Source organism: Pararhodonellum marinum (assembly GCF_015354735.1).
GTDB lineage: Bacteria > Bacteroidota > Bacteroidia > Cytophagales > Cyclobacteriaceae > Pararhodonellum > Pararhodonellum marinum.
On the sequence record NZ_JACEFJ010000002.1, the window covers coordinates 498,965 to 520,888 of the forward strand.

General features: G+C 40.2%; 18 protein-coding genes. 13 read left to right on the forward strand and 5 right to left on the reverse strand.

Annotated features, from left to right (window positions below; genetic code table 11):
• The first annotated feature begins 34 nt into the window (after positions 1–34).
• The 12 genes from H1A14_RS05995 (at position 35) to H1A14_RS06050 (ending at position 10,783) form a co-directional block, all read left to right on the forward strand.
• Complete coding sequence (locus H1A14_RS05995; protein WP_194775307.1) at positions 35–799, forward strand: DUF6090 family protein; 765 nt, start codon at positions 35–37, stop codon at positions 797–799.
• 242 nt (positions 800–1,041) lie between these two features.
• Positions 1,042–1,209 carry a hypothetical protein gene (locus H1A14_RS06000; protein WP_194775308.1) on the forward strand — a complete coding sequence of 56 codons (168 nt, stop codon included), beginning with the start codon at positions 1,042–1,044 and terminating at the stop codon, positions 1,207–1,209.
• A 215-nt stretch (positions 1,210–1,424) separates the two neighbouring features.
• Positions 1,425–2,729, forward strand: coding sequence for an APC family permease (locus H1A14_RS06005; protein WP_194775309.1), 1,305 nt, complete (start codon positions 1,425–1,427; stop codon positions 2,727–2,729).
• A 39-nt stretch (positions 2,730–2,768) separates the two neighbouring features.
• Entirely contained in the window at positions 2,769–3,212 is a 444-nt protein-coding gene (locus H1A14_RS06010; protein WP_194775310.1) for a YybH family protein, read from the forward strand.
• Positions 3,213–3,216: 4 nt separating this feature from the next.
• A complete protein-coding gene (locus H1A14_RS06015; RefSeq protein WP_194775311.1) occupies positions 3,217–3,996 on the forward strand; it encodes a hypothetical protein in 780 nt (259 codons plus the stop codon).
• Positions 3,997–3,998: 2 nt separating this feature from the next.
• A complete protein-coding gene (locus H1A14_RS06020; protein ID WP_194775312.1) occupies positions 3,999–4,760 on the forward strand; it encodes a hypothetical protein in 762 nt (253 codons plus the stop codon).
• A gap of 33 nt (positions 4,761–4,793) precedes the next feature.
• Positions 4,794–5,558 carry a hypothetical protein gene (locus H1A14_RS06025; protein WP_194775313.1) on the forward strand — a complete coding sequence of 255 codons (765 nt, stop codon included), beginning with the start codon at positions 4,794–4,796 and terminating at the stop codon, positions 5,556–5,558.
• The gene (locus H1A14_RS06030; RefSeq protein ID WP_194775314.1) at positions 5,555–6,238 is read left to right on the forward strand and encodes a DUF6090 family protein; all 684 of its coding nucleotides are present in this window, start codon (positions 5,555–5,557) and stop codon (positions 6,236–6,238) included. Before H1A14_RS06025 ends, H1A14_RS06030 begins: the two co-directional genes overlap by 4 nt.
• Before the next feature lie 13 nt (positions 6,239–6,251).
• Positions 6,252–7,031: a DUF6090 family protein gene (locus H1A14_RS06035; RefSeq protein ID WP_194775315.1), complete on the forward strand. Its 780-nt coding sequence runs from the start codon at positions 6,252–6,254 to the stop codon at positions 7,029–7,031.
• A complete protein-coding gene (locus tag H1A14_RS06040; RefSeq protein WP_194775316.1) occupies positions 7,028–7,768 on the forward strand; it encodes a DUF6090 family protein in 741 nt (246 codons plus the stop codon). Before H1A14_RS06035 ends, H1A14_RS06040 begins: the two co-directional genes overlap by 4 nt.
• A 93-nt stretch (positions 7,769–7,861) precedes the next feature.
• Entirely contained in the window at positions 7,862–8,584 is a 723-nt protein-coding gene (locus H1A14_RS06045) for a hypothetical protein (RefSeq protein ID WP_194775317.1), read from the forward strand.
• A gap of 750 nt (positions 8,585–9,334) precedes the next feature.
• Positions 9,335–10,783: an amidase gene (locus H1A14_RS06050; protein ID WP_317174854.1), complete on the forward strand. Its 1,449-nt coding sequence runs from the start codon at positions 9,335–9,337 to the stop codon at positions 10,781–10,783.
• A gap of 74 nt (positions 10,784–10,857) precedes the next feature.
• Here H1A14_RS06050 and H1A14_RS06055 read toward each other — a convergent pair whose 3' ends face one another.
• Complete coding sequence (locus tag H1A14_RS06055) at positions 10,858–12,858, reverse strand: copper amine oxidase (protein WP_194775319.1); 2,001 nt, start codon at positions 12,856–12,858, stop codon at positions 10,858–10,860.
• 266 nt (positions 12,859–13,124) lie between these two features.
• Between H1A14_RS06055 and H1A14_RS06060 the strand changes: the two genes are divergently transcribed.
• Positions 13,125–13,649 (forward strand): nuclear transport factor 2 family protein, encoded by a 525-nt coding sequence (locus tag H1A14_RS06060; protein WP_228527605.1) that lies wholly within the window; start codon positions 13,125–13,127, stop codon positions 13,647–13,649.
• A 68-nt stretch (positions 13,650–13,717) separates the two neighbouring features.
• Here the strand turns inward: H1A14_RS06060 and H1A14_RS06065 are convergent, their stop codons facing one another.
• The 4 genes from H1A14_RS06065 to H1A14_RS06080 form a co-directional block, all read right to left on the reverse strand.
• Positions 13,718–14,815, reverse strand: coding sequence for a serine hydrolase domain-containing protein (locus H1A14_RS06065; RefSeq protein WP_194775320.1), 1,098 nt, complete (start codon positions 14,813–14,815; stop codon positions 13,718–13,720).
• 112 nt (positions 14,816–14,927) lie between these two features.
• Positions 14,928–15,803 carry a hypothetical protein gene (locus H1A14_RS06070; protein ID WP_194775321.1) on the reverse strand — a complete coding sequence of 292 codons (876 nt, stop codon included), beginning with the start codon at positions 15,801–15,803 and terminating at the stop codon, positions 14,928–14,930.
• A gap of 230 nt (positions 15,804–16,033) precedes the next feature.
• Positions 16,034–19,477 carry a sensor histidine kinase gene (locus H1A14_RS06075; RefSeq protein WP_194775322.1) on the reverse strand — a complete coding sequence of 1,148 codons (3,444 nt, stop codon included), beginning with the start codon at positions 19,475–19,477 and terminating at the stop codon, positions 16,034–16,036.
• A gap of 22 nt (positions 19,478–19,499) precedes the next feature.
• Entirely contained in the window at positions 19,500–20,849 is a 1,350-nt protein-coding gene (locus tag H1A14_RS06080) for a hypothetical protein (RefSeq protein WP_194775323.1), read from the reverse strand.
• Positions 20,850–21,924 lie beyond the last annotated feature (1,075 nt).

Sequence of the window (21,924 nt, forward strand, 5' to 3'; positions counted from 1 at the left end):
AATGTTTTTATAAAGCATCAAATAACTGATTCCTATGCTAAAAATCTTTAGAACAATCCGCCAAAAACTTTTGCATGAAGGAAAGATTGCAAATTATATCAAATACGCCATTGGCGAAATCTTACTTGTAGTGATCGGGATATTGATTGCGCTTCAGATCAATACTTGGAATGAGAACAGAAAACTTGACCAGCAGGAAAAGTCATACCTCAACAGATTGATCCGGGAAAACAAAAGTGATGTGCTTACTTTCGCAGCCGAAATTGAGCGGCTGGAAAAGAACAATGAGAAAATTGCCAATTTCAGCAATGCATTCAAAGATTCGGATAGCAGTGATTCTCTATTGGTTCACAGTGCAAGTGAATTTATGATTTATGGCTCACTTTATCCCCGCTTCAATCCTTCCGTTTCCACCTATGAGGACTTGTCCAGTACCGGAAACCTGGGCATTATTAAGGATACCGGATTAAGAGACCAAATTGTTACCCACTACCAAAGTTACCAAGCTGTGGAATGGGACTATAAGATAAATGCTGATTGGGCCATGCCCATTGATGCCCCATTATTTATCCATACAGATGCTTTAATTTTTGATACTGCTATTACCTCATTCCTTTTTCCAGTAGAATCTACTGACAAACTGGCTGACGATCTTAGGGCAAATAAAGAAATCTACCTGCGAAATGCCGCCCTTCATTATTGGATCAACAAAGATTGTATGATTATGCTCAAACAAATAAAAGAAGAAACTTCGGCATTGGTAAAAATTTTGGAAGATGCCATCAACTTGAAAGGATAAGGATTTTAATATAAGTTCCCAATGATTAATTTTCAATTTGCTGAATAAAATTATTGGCTAACTTACTGAAATTCTTTCAGCGTATCCCGAAGGTTTGCAGATATACCGAGCATTTGTATTGTGCGAATATTTGCAGTACAAAATATTGGAGATCCTTTTCGATGGGCCCTATGCTTCCAAATTTTTATGATATCGTTATTCTGCTTTCCAAATCTGTGAAGCCAAATTATGATTACTTGCGCATGAAACTAGGCGTATCCAATTCCGGGCAGTTAAGCGATCGAATCCGGGACTTGGATGCACGTACAAACATTGAAGAAATGGTAGATGATGTGAGCCCATTTTTATGTTATCCTGCCAACGAAAAGAAAAACAGGCTGTTTTTACCAATTGTTGAACAGTCAAATTAGGGCTAAAATCAACCCTCCTTCGGAAAATAAATCCCCTCATTGGGACAGAAAATCCTGCACTTCGTCCTAAGTCAGCGCTTTGGAAGATTCCATTTTTCTATCTTAATCCAAACTGAATTCATCAAAGTTTTATCCATATCAGCAAAGCCCAATCCTTATTCAACTTGAATTGTTTTTTATGAAAAAATCCAGTTTCCTAATTTTTTACTAGCCCTATGAAAACAAGCCAAGAAGGATTAAAACGGGAAGTTGGGGTATGGGGACTTTCAGCCAATATTGTCAATATCATGGTGGGAGCGGGCATCTTTGTTTTGCCTGCCATCATCGCCGAAACCATGGGGGCTTCCGGGGTCTTGGCTTACCTGTTTTGTGGATTGCTGATCGGTTTGGTCATGCTTTGTTTTGCAGAGGTGGGGAGTAAGGTGACCCATTCCGGTGGAGGATACGCTTATGTGGAGACTGCCTTTGGGGCTTATCCGGGATTTTTGGTTTCAATATTCTCTTTGATGGGAAGTATTTTTGCAGATGCGGCAGTTTCCAATGCCCTAGTGGAGATTATGGCATTGCTTTTCCCGATTTTCAAGACTCCGCCTCTTAGAATATTTTCCCTCTTTCTTTTATTTTCAGGCTTGGCCATCCTCAATGTCATTGGTGTCAAACAGGGAATTGGACTGGTCAAAATCACTACCGTCGCAAAATTGATTCCACTATTGCTCCTTATAAGCTTTGGCTGGAAAGATGTGCAATGGGTCAATTTATCTTGGGAATCTGAACCGACCATCCAAAAATTGGGAGAGGCTTCCCTGATCTTATTTTTTGCTTTTATGGGTGGGGATGCGGGCCTGTCGATTGGAGGGGAAATCAAAAACCCACAAAAGACGGTACCCCGTGCGATTTTTATAGGGATTTCGGGTGTGTTATTGCTCTACATACTTATCCAATTGGTTTCTCAGGGAATTTTGGGCAATGACCTTCCAAATCTAAAAGAAGCACCTCTGGCAGAAGCTGCTAAAGTTGTTTTTGGACCCGTAGGATATACCTTTCTTTTTGTTGGAACAGGGATATCCATGTTTGGAATGGTCAGTGGGCAGATCCTGAATAATCCAAGAGTGATTTTTAGACTTTCCCGGGATGGGGTGATTCCTTTCAGTAGGTTGGCTTCTATCCACCACAAATTCAAAACTCCTTATTTGGCGATTTTGCTGTACAGTGGGCTGGGTTTTACCCTTGCCACTATAGGAGGCTTTAGACAACTGGCCGTAATCGCCGCTTCAAGTGTATTGTTGCTTTATTTTGGCGTTTCGCTCTCGGTGATCGGTCTTCGCAGAAAGAAGGATTTAGATAATGGAGGTTTCAAAATCCCTTTTGGTTATACTGTTCCTATCATTTCAGCAGGTATTATTCTTTTTTTCCTTTCCAATTTGACGGGATTTGAGATCCAAGGAATGCTGACCTTGATTGTGGTTTTGACGGTGGTGTATTTTTTGGGAAAGGTCTATAGAAAATTGAAGAATCGCTGAAAATCTGGATATTATGGTCAAATCAAAAAATAGAAGAAAATGAAAATTTTGGTTGCTCCTATAATCATTTTGCTCCTTTTACTTCCGGAGATTTCTTTTGGTCAAAATAAGGAGATCTCTAAAATTCTATCCCAAAGAGAAGCTTCCAATCAGGCCCTTCGTGCTTTTGATGAGGTATTGAATGCGAGCTTTTCCACAGAAGACGCCTTGATCACCACAGGGGCAGGCACTTTGATTTCCGGAAAAAAAGAATTGATCAAGTATATCCAAGAATCGATTGGCCCGAGAATGTATTGGATCCGGACTCCGGATGAAGTGCTGGTCAATCCCAAAACCATGCTGGCATGGGAAACGGGAACCTGGAAAGGATATGTAGAAGGTTCGGATGAGGCTGTAGTGGGAGGTAAATATTCCGCCCAATGGACCAAAGCCTCAGGGACTTGGCTGATTCAATCGCAGTTGTTTGTCACACTGGAAAATTAAGGGGATGGAAGAAAATCAAGAAATAGCTGAAAGCGGGAAAGACCTCTCCAACAAAGAGGTAATTAACTCTTTGAAAAAGAAGAACTGGAAATCCTATTTTAAAGAGTTCTTTATGCTGTTTTTGGCGGTCTTCTGTGGATTCCTTGCGGAGAATTACAGAGAGTCTTTGAGTGCAAAAAAGATTGAAAAAGAATATATCCTCTCTTTGATAGAAGACTTAAAAACGGACACAACCAACCTTAGCGGGTATATCTCCTTCCGAAAAGAAAAGAGCGTACTGATGGACTCTTTAGCTGAAATGATGCTATCAGAAAAACGAAGTATAATGGGAAATCAGATTTATTTTTTGGCGAGGCAGGTATTTAATGACCAGTCATTTTTCTATTCGGATGGCACCATACAGCAGCTCAAAAATACCGGGAACCTTCGGCTGCTTCGGAAAAGAAATGTAGTCAATGAATTGCTCAAATATGAGAAAAAGGTGAGGGTGTTGGAGGAATGGGACGAGAATGACAACAGAACCAAATCCACCTTTCGCGAAATGGGAGGAAGGGTCTTCCATTCCGCAGAATTGAACTCTACGATGGATTCAGAAATGAGATTCGTCATGCCGACCACCAATCCCCAATTGATCACAGCTGATTTTGGGGTCATCAATGAGATTGCTTTTCAAATCCACTATCTATCCAAAATGACCAAAGGCAATAGCCTCCGGGCGGAATCCTTAAAGTCTGACGCAGCGCGCTTATTGGAATTAATTCATTCAGAATATAAACTCAACTGACCATGGAAAAGCAATCCATAAATCAAGATCAGAGTATTGAAGAGCGCAATCCCAAGGAGACAATCGTCTCTAAAAAGAGAAACTGGTCATCTTATTTCAAGGAGTTCTTTATGCTGTTTTTGGCAATTTCCCTTGGATTTTTTGTAGAAAACCAAAGGGAATCCTACGTCGAAAACAAGAGTGCCAAAGTCCTCGCACAATCTATGTTGGAAGATCTGGAACAGGATAAAGCCGCCTTGCACTCAGCCATACGATTCAACAAAGATAAAGAAGTCGAAATTTCATCTCTGATGGAAATTTTCAACAGTCCCCAAAATACGTGGGATACTTTGGCCATCTTCCGGAAAATGACAGCAACCTTCGCCACTTTCCCTTTTTCTCCCACAGATGGGACCTATACCCAAATGAAATCCTCCGGAACACTCCGATTCTTTGAACAGAGTTTGGTGAATCAAATGAATGCTTATGACAATCAACTTAGGAAAACCCTATTTCGGGACGAACTCATTGAGAAAGCGGAGTGGGAACTTGTCCCGTTAGGTGCTGAGATATTGAATTTTGAAGTGACGGGAGAGTTACGGTTCAACAAGTCTATCACCCGGGAAATGTATCTTAAAATTTCGGACAAACGAACCCTAGATATTTTCATCAACAAAATAGCCGTGGTTCGAACAATGATGGGACGCTCAATACAAGAATATGAAGCGCAGCTAGTTCAGAGTGAAGACCTGATCAAAGAGGTCAAAGAGAAATATCGCTTATAGAAAAAACGGGTTGAGAAAAACAAATAAAGATCCATGCTAAAATTCTTCCGCAAAATCCGCCAAAAACTCCTTCGGCAAAATCGGGTGACTAGGTATCTGGCCTATGCCGTAGGAGAGATAATATTAGTAGTGATAGGTATCCTTATAGCCCTTCAATTAAATATTCAAAAAGAAGAGAATAAAGAAAAGATAGTAATAGAGCAGCTTTTAAAAGGTATTCAGGCTGATTTGAAATTGGAAGTTGAACGCATTGATTTTCTGCAGGCATACTATGGTGATATTACTAATGGCATTCAACAAATTCTTTTAAATTACCAAGGGAAGGAAAGCAATACCAATCAAGAGCTAGGGCTACATTTTCTTAACACTTTTGAATTTCGAAAATTTTCAAAGTTTAACACCAACTACCAGACACTTTATGGAAGTAGTCTGTTGCAGGAAATTGAGGATAAAACACTTTCAGAAGAAATTATCACTTACCATTCCAAACAATTTTTAGAGTGGTCTTTGGAAATTTACCAACAAAAGGCCAGCGCCTTTGATTTTAACGATGCCCCTCAATTTTACCCATTAGATAAACTTCAGCGCGGTGCCAATTATCAATTTATTCCTGATTTCCGTTTGGGAGTTGGTGATCAGTATGCCACGGATTTTAAAGAATTTATCAAAGAACCTCAAGTATTAAACTTCCTGGTAGATCTGCTCCATCAGAGTGAATTGGTTTTTAATAATCTTAAAACCTATAAAGAAACAAACCTGACTTTATCAAACCGAATACAAAAATACCTTGATCAATGATCAAATTCTTTCGCAAAATCCGCCAAAAACTCCTCGAAGAGCACAAGATAAGCAGCTACCTTAAATACGCCATTGGCGAAATCTTCCTTGTAGTAATAGGGATATTAATCGCCCTAAGTATCAATAATTGGAATGAAGCCAATAAAAATGCAAAACGGGAGCATGCCTTTCTTACCAACCTTCAACAGGACTTAAGGTCTGATTCTCTTCGCTTGAATGAAATAAAAGAAAGACTAAAGATAGCCGTCAGCTACAAAAGAGTTTTTGAAAGTCATATGAAAGGCATCGTCATAGACCCGGATTCGTTGACTGCGCATTTTTTAATGCAGTATAATCTTTTGATCGATTTTGTGCCGAATTCCACTACGGTGGACGAACTCTCAAACAATGGGCTAAACCTTGTTTCAAACCCTTCCTTACGAAGACAAATCGTCACGCTCTACAATACCTATGATGACTTGATTCTAAAACTCAAAATCGGACAGGAAAAAGGTCAATCGGTAGTGAACTATGCCAGCCAAAAATTAGAGAACATCAACAGTCCTACCGCGGATGAAATCAGGGATTTGTTGGAAGATAAATTTTATGTAAACCAAACCTATATGAATTTTCTTGCCACCCAATATACTGCGGTAGATCAAGCCTTGCAACAGTGCGAAATAACCCTTTCGATGATTTAAAAAGATTTAGCCCATGATTTCTTTCTTCCGCAAAATCCGCCAAAAACTTTTAACCCAAAACCGGGTCACCCGCTACTTAGTCTACGCATTGGGCGAAATTCTGCTAGTGGTGATCGGGATTCTGATTGCCTTGCAGGTAAATAACTACCGGGAAGCACTGCAAACCAAAGCACGAGAGACGGCTTTTCTCCACGGCTTGCGCTCAGATCTCTTACTCAACCTCGATGAACTCCAACGTAGCATCGACCAGTACAGCAGGGCCAGTCGATCTGCCAAAGTGATGATCAGCTATTTTGAAGGTGCGCCTATTACCAATACGGATTCTCTGAATTTCCACACTATGGAAGTGTTGTATTGGGATCCATTTATCCGAAATAACAGCACCCTTAGGGAAATGATCAGTTCGGGGAGCCTCGGCATAATTTCTGACGACAGTTTGAAAAATGAACTGCTGCGCATGGAGCTCAGCTATGACAAAATCGACGGTGATCAGGAGCATATGCGTTACGACTACCAAGAATACCTCTATGGTCCATTCTTCCGAACCGGGGATGTGGGGCAAGCCTACAAAGATTATATGGCCATATTGGGTGGAGTTGAGCAAGCAACGAAAAATACAAGAAATGCGGATGTCATTAAAGTATTGCTAGACGATCCAGCTTATAAAAATGGTTTTTCTCTTTGCCTTCTCAATGCCAAAGATTTGATCAGCAACTTGGAAGAAATGGTGATTTCCACACAGCGCTCCCTGGCAAGAATCGATACACAGCTAAACAAAACGGATACCCTATGATCAAGTTCTTCCGCAAAATCCGCCAAAAGCTCCTTCAGCAAAACCGAATCACCCAATACCTAACCTATGCCATTGGCGAAATCCTATTAGTCGTTATCGGGATCCTGATCGCCCTTCAAATCAACAATACAAATGAGGCACACAAGGCGAGGCAATCTGAAAAGATAGTTTTAAAAAATCTTATCCAGGATTTAAGAGCGGATTCGCTCGCCTTCAATGATAATCTTGATATTTTAAGTAAAATTAATAACCTACATCAATCACTCTATGAAATCGGCGTCAAAGGGATGGACTTGGAAATCGAAGATCCCAATCTGATCAGACGACTGATCTATTATAATCCTATAGCGATTAAGAATGATCCTTTTGTTGCCGACAAAATATCAATTGTGTCCATCAGAAAAGAGATAAACACTTACTCCAGGTATTTAAAAGATCTTGATATTACCTATTTAGAATATGCGGAATTGCTGGAAAAAAGAGTTCGTGTTTTTTTAGCCAACAATAAAGTCCACCAATTAGCTAACTGGTTTGAAAACCGTGACAGTAGAATAAAAGAAGGAACACCTTTTGACTTTGTCGACAAAGCAGAGTTAATCTTTATTTCCAAAACACCTGAATTCCAACAATTGCTTTTGGAAGTATCCATAAAAACCAAAAATACAGCATCCAATATAGAAACAGTCCTGACCCAAAACGAGAAACTCAAAGATTTGATCCAAAAAGCACTCAAATGATGAAATCAAACATGACCCGAAGCGACACACAGAGGGATGATTATATTCCATGCGAAGATTCCACGTGGCAATTAAAAAACAAAATATAAACACATGAAACGAATCCTATCCACCCTCAAAGAAAAATGGCCGGAATACTTTTTTGAGATTCTTGTGCTGATCATCGGTATCTGGGGTGCCTTTGAGCTATCAAACTATGGGGAAAATAAAAACCGAAAGAGAGCAGAACTTGAAATTCTGAAAGGCTGTAAGACTGAATTGACGACCGATCTGGAGGAAATCAATTTCAATATGAATGAACTCAGGAAAAGCCAGAACGCATTAAACCTGATACTCGAAGTTTTGGAAAATGACGGTTCCTACCATGATTCCCTAACTTTTCACTTCAATTACACGCTTTTACCCATGCATTTCGTCCACTCGACCAGCTCCTTCGAAACCGCTAAATCCAGAGGATTGGATATCATTTCCAACACCGATATCCGCAATAAGCTGATCGCTGTCTATGATTCCCAATATGATTTTTTCCTAAAAGCAGAGCAAGAAGAGTTGGCGGAAGTGCAATACAATATGAGGCATATCCTTCCGGGGAGGTTTGAATCAGGATATAATTTTACTGGTAAAGATACTTTTGATGGAAGCATGGTTCCCTTGGATTTTGAATCTCTGAAAAATGATCAGGAGTACCTATATTTCATCAAAACCCAGCAAAATCGTACACGATCCTATATCGGCTACTTTTACGAAAACCTAAGAAAATCGATCGCCTCCTTGATTAGTGATATGGACATCGAAATTAAAAGACTGGATAGATGAAAAATTTCACTCTCTTTAGACAGAACCTGGATAAAACATTTTGCTTAACAAGAAATTCAATACCAGTCCCTTTAGGGACTCGATATAGGTAGAACAAACGATCAGCGATAACCCCACCGTGCCTTTAGGCCTGCCCGACTGCAGGCGGGTACGGAATATATGAGGAACCTATCCGCATACAAATCATATGGCGTACCTACGGCACGTTAATTCCATTTACGGTATCTGGTTTCTACCCATATTTTGTCCCTACGGGACTACGCTGTAAGTGTAAAGAACGGTTACCATTGTATTCAATTTGATGGCATTATTTCTTTTACCTTAAAAAGCGATGCATACATTTCAAGAAAACCTTAAATTTTAGGCTTTCATCAAATTTAGTCCCTTTAGGGACTCGATATGGGTAGAACAACAAATTAACCAACCCCCCCGTGCCTTTAGGCCTGTCCGATCTTCAGGCGGGTACGGGATATAATCATCCGATGAATTTTATCTATTTCATTTTCTTAAAAGATTAACCTCCTTGCAAAATAGAAACATGCAAGGATAATATCCTTGCGCTGAAAGCGCAATTAAACGGCAATAATTGAAAATACTAATAAACTGTATTTTGGAAACAATTGAATTGATTCAACAAGACCTTACGAAAAACCAATGATCCTCTTTCATTTAAATTTTCCCAAAAAAATCAGCCTTTGGATATTTATACTATTTTCCTTCTTTGGATGTGATACCCCAAATAGGGAATCCTTGGATCTCAAAGAACTTACCATATCCGACATCCACGTGGCATACCAAAGTGGCAAATTCAACAGCCAACAATTGGTTCAGGCTTATTTGGATAGGATAGAAGAGATGGACAAGGACATCAATTCGATCAGTATGGTCAATTCCAATGCTATGGAAATGGCAAAAGCCTTGGATAAGGAGTTTCAAGAAACAAAAACGCTTCGTCCACTATATGGCATTCCCCTGATTGTAAAAGATAACATCAATACCAAAGGATTACCCACCACAGCCGGATCTCTGGCTTTGCAGGACTTTTATCCGGAGGAAGATGCCTTAATTATCAAAAAACTGGTAGCCGCCGGAGCGATTGTCATCGCCAAATCCAATATGGCCGAATGGGCATTCAGTCCCATGCATTCTGAAAGCTCCACGGTGGGGATTACCAGAAATCCCTATAATTTGGAATATGTTCCGGCAGGTTCAAGTGGGGGGACAGGTGCCTCCGTGGCTTCAAATTTCGGGACAATTGGCCTGGGAACAGATACCGGCAATTCTATCCGTGGACCATCTTCCCACAATGCATTGGTTGGTTTCCGGACTACCTTGGGACTGGTCAGCAGAGAAGGAATAGTACCCCTTTATCTTAGAAATGATGTGGTAGGTCCCATGTGCAGGACGGTCGAAGATGCAGTGAAAGTGTTGGAAGTCATTGCAGGATATGATCCCCAGGATTCATTAACACTTTATGGGGAAGGAAAAATCCCTTCTAATTACACCCAGTATCTGGACAGGGAAGGACTAAAGGGTGCAAGAATAGGCGTATTGAGAAACCTGGTTGAAAATAATCCTGATGATGAAGTTTATACTCTTTTCGAAAAAGCACTGTTTGATATGGAGGAACAGGGGGCTGAAATCATTGAAAATGTGGAAATAGCCGATTTCGAAAAGCTCAGTCAGGATCAATGGTGTCCCACATTTCGTTTGGATTTGGAGGATTTTCTTAAGACTCATGTCAAGAGAGATACGGTCCAATCATTGGAAGATATCATGCGAATAGGTTCAAAGTCTGCCTATACCAGTGACAGAATGGAGCGCTTGTCATCCAATACCCTGCGTCGGGAAAACCCTGACATTCCTTGTGGAGATGCCTATACAGATCTCAGGAGAGTGGCCTTTAGGGAGGCCATCGAAAATAAAATGGATGAATTGCAATTGGATGCTTTGGTATACCCCTCCTGGAATAACAAACCGGCCCGGATCACATTTTTTGAAGAGGAATATAAAGGGGATAACAGTCAGATTATTTCTCCCCATACCGGGCAACCTGCCTTCACCGTTCCCATGGGATTTACTTCCGGAAACCTTCCGGCAGGCTTACAGTTTTTGGGAAGGATGTTTGATGAACCGGTTTTGATCAAGCTGACCTATTCCTATGAACAGGCAACCATGCACCGCAAAAGTCCAAATTGAGACATTGACCAAGACAAAACCAATCACTGGAACAATTAAAGCTCGCCAAAAAATTGCCAATGCATATTTCAGGTTTAATTAGCTGTTGTCGGAAATTTAACCGGGGGCAATCCCAAAACCGGGTTTTTTGACATAAAGCCAAAGGGCATTAAGGTAATCGATACCGTATGCTGATTCATGATGGGCCATTCCTCAGGACGCACGATGTGATTGACTCCGGCAACATACCATACGACCACATCGGTGTTATCAATATTCCTGTTTTGCTGCGTCCATGTAGGCAATCCTTCATTTTTTTGGTTGCTGACAGGGAAATCACCCGTAGGATACATTTCATCAGCCTTATAAGGAGTTGTCCAAAAATGATGATAAAGTGCCCCTGCCCGATTGTAAAGAGAAGACCCAACCTCCGCCAATGGCACCACACCCGGACTTGGCATAAGCATGTATGAGGACATATGGTTGAATTTATTCTTCACATGATGGTTCATGACCATCCACATCCTGCTACTGGCAGCATTGGCCATGCGCTTGGCCTCAAGCTCATTCTTAAACATGTCCATTTTCCCAATAATGGCATTCCCGTAAGGGTTGTCCGGTCCTTTCGGTACAGCAACCATGTTCATTTCCCCCACAGAATTGTGCTGTCCGTCAATATCGAGATCAAGCCTGAAAATGAAAAAGTGCTGGTGGTTATTGGCTTCCACGTGCGGCTCGACAATTGTTCCAAAATAATTGCCCTGATAGGCTTCGTCAGCACTTCCGGGATCATCTGTAACCCGCTCCACGACACGGATATGCGCGATGCCATTGAGTTCGGTAACAATGACCACGGTACCGTCTTCTTTGAAAATCCATTTAAACCCGTAATCGTAATTACCTGCGGTGATGTAATATTTGATAGCGAGATCGGTTGCCCTCCTGGCATGGTTTTGATGCCTCCACAATACACCTCCAAATTCTTCAAAAACAGCAATGGCACTATCTGAAAGAATGGGTGTGGCAAAATCATCGTGCAATATAGCGGGCAGATAGGTGGCGTTCTCCGGGGCATCCGCACCGTAAGTCAGTGGTCGGGCTTTTGTCTGAAATAACCTGAATTCTCCCACGTCAAAATAGTTGTTGGAAGCGTTTAACAAATCCGGGGAACCATAATTTACAATCATTTCCGCCAATCCGCCCCGATACATGATATAGCGCCACTTCTTTTGTTCCTGATCAAAGTAGTGCAGGTCATGAATCACCAGTCCTTCCCTGCTGTGGATACTGAATCTGAATTTCCAAAGTGGAGAAATGACCTGATTTCCTTCAATACGGAAATTCACCCCATCCGGCTGGGTAATCAGTACTTGTTTGGGAGCGGTCATGTCAATTTTGATGGAATCTCCATTGAAATAGCCCACCTTCACCGGTTCTGACCAACCCCCTCCGGTGTCCACTACTTTTAGCACTTTTTTGTCTGTGACATCCACAAAGGCGTAAATTCCTCCAATCTGCATCCTACTGAACTGCTTATTTATGTAAACAGGAGAAATTATAAGTTCCCGATTACCTATCGGGGCAAGTCCAAGATCAGCGGCAAAATTCCCAAAACTAGCTTTCACCGAATCGGGATTTATACCCCTTTTCGCAAGTGCCTCAATCCATTCTGAATTGTTTTTGACAATCTCGGAAGCGATGGAATCTGCTTTAAAAGCACCTGTGGGTTGTTTTCCTTCTATCTTTTCGAAGGAAAGCAATTTTTGTTGCTTTAGATCTATGACGGCTTTTCCCAAGGCATTCGCAGGATAATCATACACATAGGCAAATGCTTCACGTCTGAAATCATCTCCCGGTTTATAGGCCAACACTTCACTTTTGGGTGGCTCTTGTAGGTTAATAATGCTATACAGGCTACTGCTGTCATTTCTGACCTTATTTTCTTTCAATAAAACCTGTTTGACAATCTTGATCTCATTGCTGTCAAGAGGATCTAAGGGATGCTTATATTGCATAAAGGTAGACTGAGAAAATGAATTCCCACTGATAAAGAGGAAAAGGAAACAAGTAAAATAGGCGTATGCTTTCTTTCTCATTTGAATGAAGTTATCGGTTGTATGTGGTTTTGTGCAATGCAAAACAATTTAGTAACATTATTTTAATATTTTAAAAAATAAAGAATATAATTTTACAAAAAATTAATTTAACTAATTTTATATTTTAAAACTCAATTTTTATTCGGAAAGTTTTTAGGTACTTTGGGACAGTAAATCCGTTCGTTCGTCCCAGTTTGGTTGGTCTTCTGATTAATATTCGGGAAGTTAAGAGTGTAATGTATCTTTTAACTTTAAACTCTTTCTTCATGAAAATTTTAAAAATTACGTTGTCCCTTGCATTTTTGATGATGTTGACGACAATGATTTCAAACGCACAGGATCAAGTGGTGACCCTGGAATTCCAGAATGCGGAAAAAGCTTTGGAGGTGGTGCAGAAATATACCAAAGCACTTCAGGCTGGAGATGTAGCAACCATGAATGCGCAATTCTCTTCAAATGCGATGATCTATGGCTTGGGAGGAGGATTGGACTCGCTCACAGTGGCCCAACACAAAGATTATTACACCAATAGCACCAATCAATACAAACACACCCTTTCCCAGGAGCTTTATCTACCTGTCAAAGTCACCAACAATTGGAACGAAGGAGAATGGGTTTTGTCTTGGGGTACCAATACTATTCAGGACAAAAAAACTGGCAAAACGATAGTAGTTCCCTATCACACAGCTGGGCGGATAGTGGATGGTAAAATTGAATTTTTGCGTTATTGGTATGACATGTTGAATGTTGTAAGAGGACAGGGATTTGAAATCAAACCACCCTCCAAGTAAAATGGATTGTAAAACAACAGAACTTTCAGAGCATTTGGGATTAAATATTTCAAATGCTCTTTACTTGGTTACCTATTCCTCAAAGCCTCCACAGCACTTTCCATCAATTGGTTGTGGACTTCATGGTAATTGTTATTCAATAAGATCAAGGTTTTGTTCTGATCAATAAACCTCATGATCAGCGTTTTGTACCCCGGGTTGTCTCCGGTGTGGGAGACAATCTTACCGAAATGCTCATCTTCTTCCAAATCCCAGCCAAAGCCGTAGTTACTCAAGCTCCCATCATTCAATGGCTGAGGTGTAAAAGCCAATTCCATAGTTTCATTGTTTACCAAATTGCCCGAATACAAGGCCTGATCCCAGATCAATAAATCCTGAGCCGTACTGCTGACCCTTCCTGGACCTTTGCGATTCCCCAACCAAACCGTATAATCCGAGGAATGGAATTTATTTGCATTGACGTAATTCCCATTTTCATTTTTCAGATGACCTGCGGCAAAGTTGGAAACCTTGGCTTTTTCCTCCAAAGTTCGGATATCGGTATTTCCCATGCCCAATGGTTGGAAAATCCATTCCCTTGACAGCTCAATAAAATCCCTGCCGGTGACTTTTTCCACGATACTGGCCAGAAAAACATAAGCGGTATTGCTGTATTCATATTTTTCTCCGGGTTGGGCCAACATGGGAGGTTGGTATTTCCTCAAATATTCCAGAATATCCCCATTGTCAGCTACTCTGCTTTTGTCCCAATGCTTGTCCATCACCTCCTGATAATCCGGTAGCCCATTGGTATGGGTCAGCAATTGCCTGATGCTGATGCCGGGATAAGGAACATCGAGATAATCGGTAAGCTCATCCTCATAAGTCAAAAGTCCTTTTTCCGCACATTTCATCACCATCATGGCTGTAAACTGTTTGGAGACCGAGGCCATTTCAAATACATCGGTAGCTTTAAGCGGGATTTTTTGTTCGTAAGATCGGTAACCTGTGGCTTTTTCAAACACTACTTCTCCATCTATTGCCAAAAGCAAAATGCCCGAGAAACCTTTGGATTCGGCTTCGGCATAGGCTTTATCAACCTTTGAGATTTGAGCTGAAACGAAGGGACTAAAAAGCAGAAAGATTAAAAAAGGAAAAATCGAAATGTTGGCTTTGATGGATTCCATGATTGAGTATTCTAGGTTTGATTTCAATTTCTAAATCTGCCAAAAAATCAGGTTAAATTCAAACCCAAAAACCAACATACTAGGGAGATTTCATTTGGCCTCCTTTTCTCCCTCAAAATGGTATGGTCATTCCAAGCCAGGGAATTGCTAGAAATCCGCCTAAACTGGCTATGGGAATAATGAAGCCATAATCCAAACCTACCCTGTTGATAAATCTTCTTCCACCCACTGATATGATGGCAGTATGGATATCAGGCGAAGGAATAAAATAATTTTCAGTGATAAAATATCCCTTGGGGCCGGTTCTATACATGCCACCTAAACTGATAATGGGATGACTTATGGAAGATTTGCCAGAAAATGCCCATCCCAAACCCACATTGATGTTTTGGTCTTTGTTGCCAAAAGTATTCACCGCATAGAGCACCCCGAAGCCAGTAGATTTTCTATCCACCACAGCCCCTACTAAGGCCCCAACTCCGATATGGTGTTTGTCCTCGACTACAGGTATAGAAGCTTTTACATTGAGCCAAACGGGTGTGGATGAGCCACCCAATAAAAACAGTGGAATAATGCCAGTAGATACCGAAATGTTATCTGAAACCCCAAATGTCGCTTGATTCAACAAGATCCAGGCATTTTGGTAGTAGGATTCCCCTTTGTCTAAAGCAAAGCCATTGGGGCTAAAAAAATACCGGGTGGCCTGGAAGTTGTCAAACCATGGAACACCGTCAACCAAACTTCGGTAGGTAAGTAAGACAATACTTTCAATGCTGTGCTTTTGGATGATGGCTTTGGTGAAATCTCCGATCCTCAAGGTAAGGGATTCATCATCTTCATGGATGATTTTCCCAATGAATTCATTGCCATCCAAAGTGGTAACCCGAAATACTTGCTCTACCCTACTTTCTTCCTGCGCCCATATAGGCTGTGAATAGAGTAGCATGAAAAGACAAGTCACAATTAGAAAAAAAACCAACGGTTTCATGGTTTGAAAAAGGTTAATCTGAAAGAAAAATAGGACTGGAATTTTAAATAGATCAACCCTAAAGAAAAGTGTTACCGTAAGGAACAGTTTGAAACCAAACCATTTTGTTCTTTAAAAATAAAACAGGAAAAGGTTTTGGTCCAAATCTAGGCTAGAAGAGCGATTAACTAATTTGCAAAAGTTTGTCAACCAGAGGGGATTTCGAAACATGGTAAGAAGGTGTGCTTTAGTTAATTTGAAGGCAAATAGATCACAAATTCAGCGCCTTCACCTTCTTTTTGTATGAGTCGGAGCTTTCCTTCATGGCCTTGAGTGATGATGTCATAGCAAAGACTAAGGCCCAATCCAGTGCCTTCTCCGGTAGGTTTGGTAGTGAAGAAAGGCTCAAAAATCTTTTCTCGAATGGCTTCAGGAATACCTGGACCGTTATCTGACACGGAGATGTAAACCATTCCATCTTTGACTCCAGTGATTACTTTTATTTTAGGTTCATAACTTTCATTGAGCAATTGCTTTTTGGTTCGGGTGGCATCCATTGAATTTCCAATAAGGTTCATTAATACTTGACCTATTTCCTGACCTACAATTTTTATTCTGGGAATATTGGGATCAAAACCATATTCGATATTGCCGCTGAATTCCTGATTTTGCGCTTTTTTCCCATTGTAAGCGAGATCGGTATATTTTTTCACCAGATCATTGATGTCAAAAAGTTCAGCAGTGGATTGGGTGCCACGGGCATGTTGCATCATGGAATGAACGATTGAATCTGCTCTTTTTCCATGTTTTTCTATTCTTAAAGTATTTTCCTTAAGCTGGCCCATTACATATTCCACTTCTCCCAAATCTCCCAACTTAAGGGCTTGATCCAACTCTTCTACAAGTTCTACGGAAACTTCAGAAAAGTTATTGATGAAATTGAGGGGGTTTTTGATTTCATGTGCAATCCCTGTGGCGAGCCTGCCCAGAGAGGCCATTTTTTCTGATTGGATCAGGCGGTTTTGTGTGGACTTCAATTCATGATAAGCTTTTTCAAGTTCTTTGATTTTTTCGATCTCTAAGGCTTTCTTTTCCACATCCGCCTTTAAGGCCTTGGCTTCAGCTTCGGCTGCCATTGATCTTGCATTAGCTGCCTCAGCATGTAGTTCTGCTTCTCTAATCCTTGCAGCATCTCTTTCTTTTTTTGTCAACCTATATCTCTGGTATTTATCAATAGCAAAAACAATTGACCCTATCAAGACCACATAAAATAACATAGCATACCACCTAAGCCAAGGTACTGGTTTTATAAAAAAGTCAAACTGCAATGGTGTTTCTGAAGACACCCCACTCTCATTGATGGCCATAATTTCCAAAGAGTATTTCTTAGGAAAAAAGAATGCCGGCAAGTTGGTGTAGCGCAACCTTTTGACGGTAGAAGGAGACGTCCAATTCTCTTCATACCCTTTGAGCCTAGTTTGATAGCGTACCCCAGCTATGTTGGCAAAACTAAGTGCCGAATATTCGAAAGTCACCTCATTTCTTCCTCTGCTTTGATAAACGATATCAACCAATGTCAGCTGAATGGTTGGAGGCACTTCATTGGGCCTATCAAGCGAAGGAATGTAGATAGATAGTCCGTTGGCAGTGCCAAAATAAACTTCTCCATCCAAGCCTACCTGAACTGAACCATACAACCAAACCTCATTATCTATAAGACCATCTTGCCGGCTGATGGTTTTGAGTACCTTAGCTTCCCTTGGATCCACTTCAGCTAATCCATTGTTTGTTCCGACCCAAAAATTCCTGGTTAAAATGGATTCAGCAAAACTAATAGCATTATCTGAAGGTAGGCCATTTGAACTATTTATTCTATGTATGATTTCTGCAGATAGGTTATTGATAGCGAATAGCCCTTCCTGGGTGCCTACCCATAATTTATCCTCTTGCCAAAGAAGCTTTTCGATGTGGTTAGTTGGTGCTCCATTATCAATATTCCAAAAAGGTTTGAAAAGCGTAATGTCACTTGGAGACTTGGTAATATTTTCCAAATATTCTAAACTGATGGGTTGAATACTTTTGTATAGGCCTTTATCCAATGTTCCTACCCACAAATGTCCGGCTTCATCATAGGCAACCGACTTGTAAATGGAGCTAGGAAGACCATGTTCGGGGCCAAAGTGATAGATTTTACTTTGCACCACCCCATACAAACTTTTCAAGCCTGGGAACCAAACTGATTCTACTTTATTTTGAGTAGCGTGTGTTTTGATGCTTAAATGTTCAGCAGCTAGAAAGGGAGGGCTATTTGGAATCGAAAATAAATAGGCCTGGGTGCCGAAAAGGGTGATGTTGCGGATATTTTGAGCGGTCTCTAGGATATCTTTGCTATTAAAGGCGATAGCATTTAATCCCTGAGTGGTGGCGATCCAGATCCTACCTCGAGGATCCATGGCTAATCCATTGACCCAATCCCCTAATAATCCTTCTTTTTGGGTGATGTATTGCGAATCTCCGCTGTTATCCACACAGGTCGCCCCGCCCTCAGTGCCTACCCAAAACCGACATGGACTAAGTCCTCTTTCAGTTATGAGTACACTATTTACCCTTTCGGATGGCAATACAGGCTTTTCTCCTGAGATAGATCTTGCCGAAAAATTTTCAAAGGCATTGTAGTTGAAACGTAGTTTGGAAATACCTCCTGACTGTGCCACCCACATATTGCCTTCTCTGTCCTTGAGGACTTGAAAGACGTTGACACTTAAAAGTCCATTTGATCGCTGATAGGCTCCCGTCTTTTCACCAGTGGATTGATTGAATTTGATGATGCCGGAAGCCCCGTTGCTTACCCAAATTGAATTGTCTTGAAAAGAGGTGATACTTGCGATATTCGAAGGCTGAATCTGAGCTAAGAAAATTGGACTTTCTTTAAAATTCTTGAATAAAACGACTTCTCCATTTTGTTTGTAAGCCCAGATTTGTTTATCCTGGTCCTCAAATAAAGCTAAAAAATTTTCCTCCCCAGAATTTTTATCCCCGCTATACAGTTCTATGGGTTCATGATCTGAAAATTTAACGATTCTGCCCCCTTCCAAACCTGCAATTACAGCACCTTCTTGATAGGGGATCAAAGATTTGATTTGCAAAACACCTGACCCGTAAAGATCGCTGGATTTACTTTGAACAGAAAGGGAATCTGACTCATCTATTTCATAGATCAATAGCCCTTTACCATCCGGACCAACCCATACCCTACCTTTACTGTCTACCGTGAATTGGTTCATGGTAAGTGCATCCCCTACTAAAGGGATACCTTGATAAGTGGAGGTAAATTTGATCCGTTTGCCTTGCTGGTAGTTTTGAATAGGTTCTTCAGATACCACAAGACCAGAATTAGATGAAACCCAAAGGTGACCTGCACCATCTTCAAGAAGCTGCCACGTTCCAAGGTCAACCAAACCATCCTGCTGACCGTAGATTTCCATATTGGAACCATCGAATCTTATCAATCCTGAAGAAAATGCACTCAGCCATATAAAACCTTCCTTGTCTTGGTAAACATTAGTTACCATAGCAGAAGGAAGAGCATTCAATTCATTGTTTGGGGTGTAGTATACGAATGGGAGCTCTTGTGCCCCAGAGGTAATCCATACAAATGATAAGAGTAACGATAATAAATGATTCCGACTGATCATTTAGATTTGAATTATCATAACCTTATCTTACTCCTCCAGTACCATTGAAGAAGGTTAATAAATCAGTACTTCTGATCAAATCTCTTGAATTGGCAGAAAATGCATCAGACTGAATTCTACCAGATTCTGAAATACAAGCACCTTTAATGACACAGCCAATCCCCTCTCCGTATATCAGTAATGCCATGTTAAAATCATCCGCCAACTCAGCTTTTCCGTTGACAATAACGATAGCACCACGCTTAGAAACTACGTTCATCTCCGCTGCCAGTAGTTGTCTAAAGAATTTTTTGTCATCACTTTCTGATTCTTGGGCTTTTTTACCATTTGGCAAAGCAAGGATGGCCAATGCACTCTCTATTTTATTATCTCCAAACTCAAACGGTATTGGAAGCAATAAATTTTCAATATCCAAAAGAATGGCCAACATAGCCTCTTTATTTTTTCCTCTTGGTTTATTTGCTTCATTTAATTGACTTATCCAAAAACTTGCTGGCTGGGTATTCAACAGAATTACATTTTGCTGGATATCATTAATGATTTTGGAAGAATTGGGGAGATAACCAAAATTGAGGTCCTTCTTGTTTTCATTGACCTGATTTAATTCAATAAAGATTGGTGTGGAAGGATCATAATTTTCGTTCAGCAATTTGTCTGCAGATCTTATGGTATAATTCCCTGGTAAAACTTTTATATTAAAAAAACCTCCATCGATTGTTTTTACTTCTGCTACCACTTTTTGATCCACATTATTTACTACCGTAATAGGGAATCCCGCTAATCCCATTTCAGAAGGTTCTTTTTTGCCGTTTGCATCCGAATCAATAAATATGCTGCCGCTAAGGGTGGAAACACCTTTGCATGGACCTACAACAGAACTGCTCATAGTAACGCCTCCCCTGGTTACAGTAGCTTCTATTATACCCAAAGAAACATCACCTTCAAAAGTAAGCGAGTAATTTTGGGAGCCTGTACTGGAAACTGATGCATTCCATTTTACTTTGTTTCCTTCAATGCCGGAAGCATTCTGGGGAGATCTTCCGATCAACTTTCCTGCACAGGCTGGAATTTCAAGAAAAAAACTGTCAAGCTGTGGGTTTTTCCCCTCCCCTGATACAGTGTAGAAAAAAGTGGTTGATCCATTGACAAATTCCCTTCCAAGAAATTTTACCGTGTAACTATTAATGGAGACGGTTTCAAATTCACTAAGTTGAGCGAGAAGGGGGTCATTTGTAACTAGAGTGGAAAACACTGCATTGGCTTCCAATACAGAATCTTCTTGGATTTGCTTATCTTCTTCCATTAAGTCGCAACCCTGAAGGATAGAACCGGAAAGAAATATCAACAATATTATTTTAATATTTTTTTTCATATTTTCAAGTTTTTTTGGAAAAAGGATAAGTAAAATACTTTTGATATTTTAAGTTTTCTCTAACTAGAATTTCAATACAAAACGAAGGGTTCCAAGACTAGAAATTAGAGCTGAAAACAGTCTCCGAATATACCTAATATTAGGTATTAAATGCAAAAAAACAAATTTAAAATACATTTATTTTAGCAAAAAACCGATCATCAAAAGGATTGAGGCCCAAGGTTTTATCGGTGTTTCCAAAGGTTGAAATTAGAAGAAATTCCTCTTTACAATTTTTGAAATTATTATAGAAGTACCTAAACGAAAGTTGAATTGAAAGGCTATTTTATGGCCCAATAAAAATAGGAGTATTTATAGAATAACTCTTGGGCTATTAGTCAGCAATTTGAATCTTCAATTCATGAAGCACCATGAAGCACAGAAACAGAAAAAAACTAGCGGTATCATCGTTTGAAATAGGTTAATCTGAAAGAAAAATAGAATCGGAATTTTAATAGATCAACCCTAAAGAAAAATGTTACCTATTCTGAAAAAGATCAGAACTACATCTTCAAAACCGAAAGGGAACGGTTTATTGGGGGATATAAAATTTATTTGGGTAGAGCAGTTTTATCTCGAATTGTGATTTTTGGATGAAGGACATCCCACATCAAGAAGGCAAAAATCAAGGTAAAAACCGCAAATGACTTTTCGAAGCTTGCCATGGCGTAAACGTTCCTATCGTATTTACTACAAATAAAATGAAAAATATCCACAGGATGTATCTAATTGCTTTTTGACTGAAAACGGGTTTCAAATAACCTCCTTTCATGAGTAAAACAAATCCTAAAAACAAATTGATAAGGATGGATAGTGCTTCAAAAACCAACATTTCTGAATCATTTTGGAGCCTGCCGCCCCAAACGATGTCATAGGGAATCAGTTTGACCAACACGTCAGCATGAAAAAGGACTACAGCAAGAAGCAAACCCTAAAGGATGTGAATAGACGTTTTTTGGCCCATTTTAATGTGAAGTTTGATGTAAGGCTAATCCTTTTTAAATCTAAGTAATTTTAAATCAGATAAATTATGGTC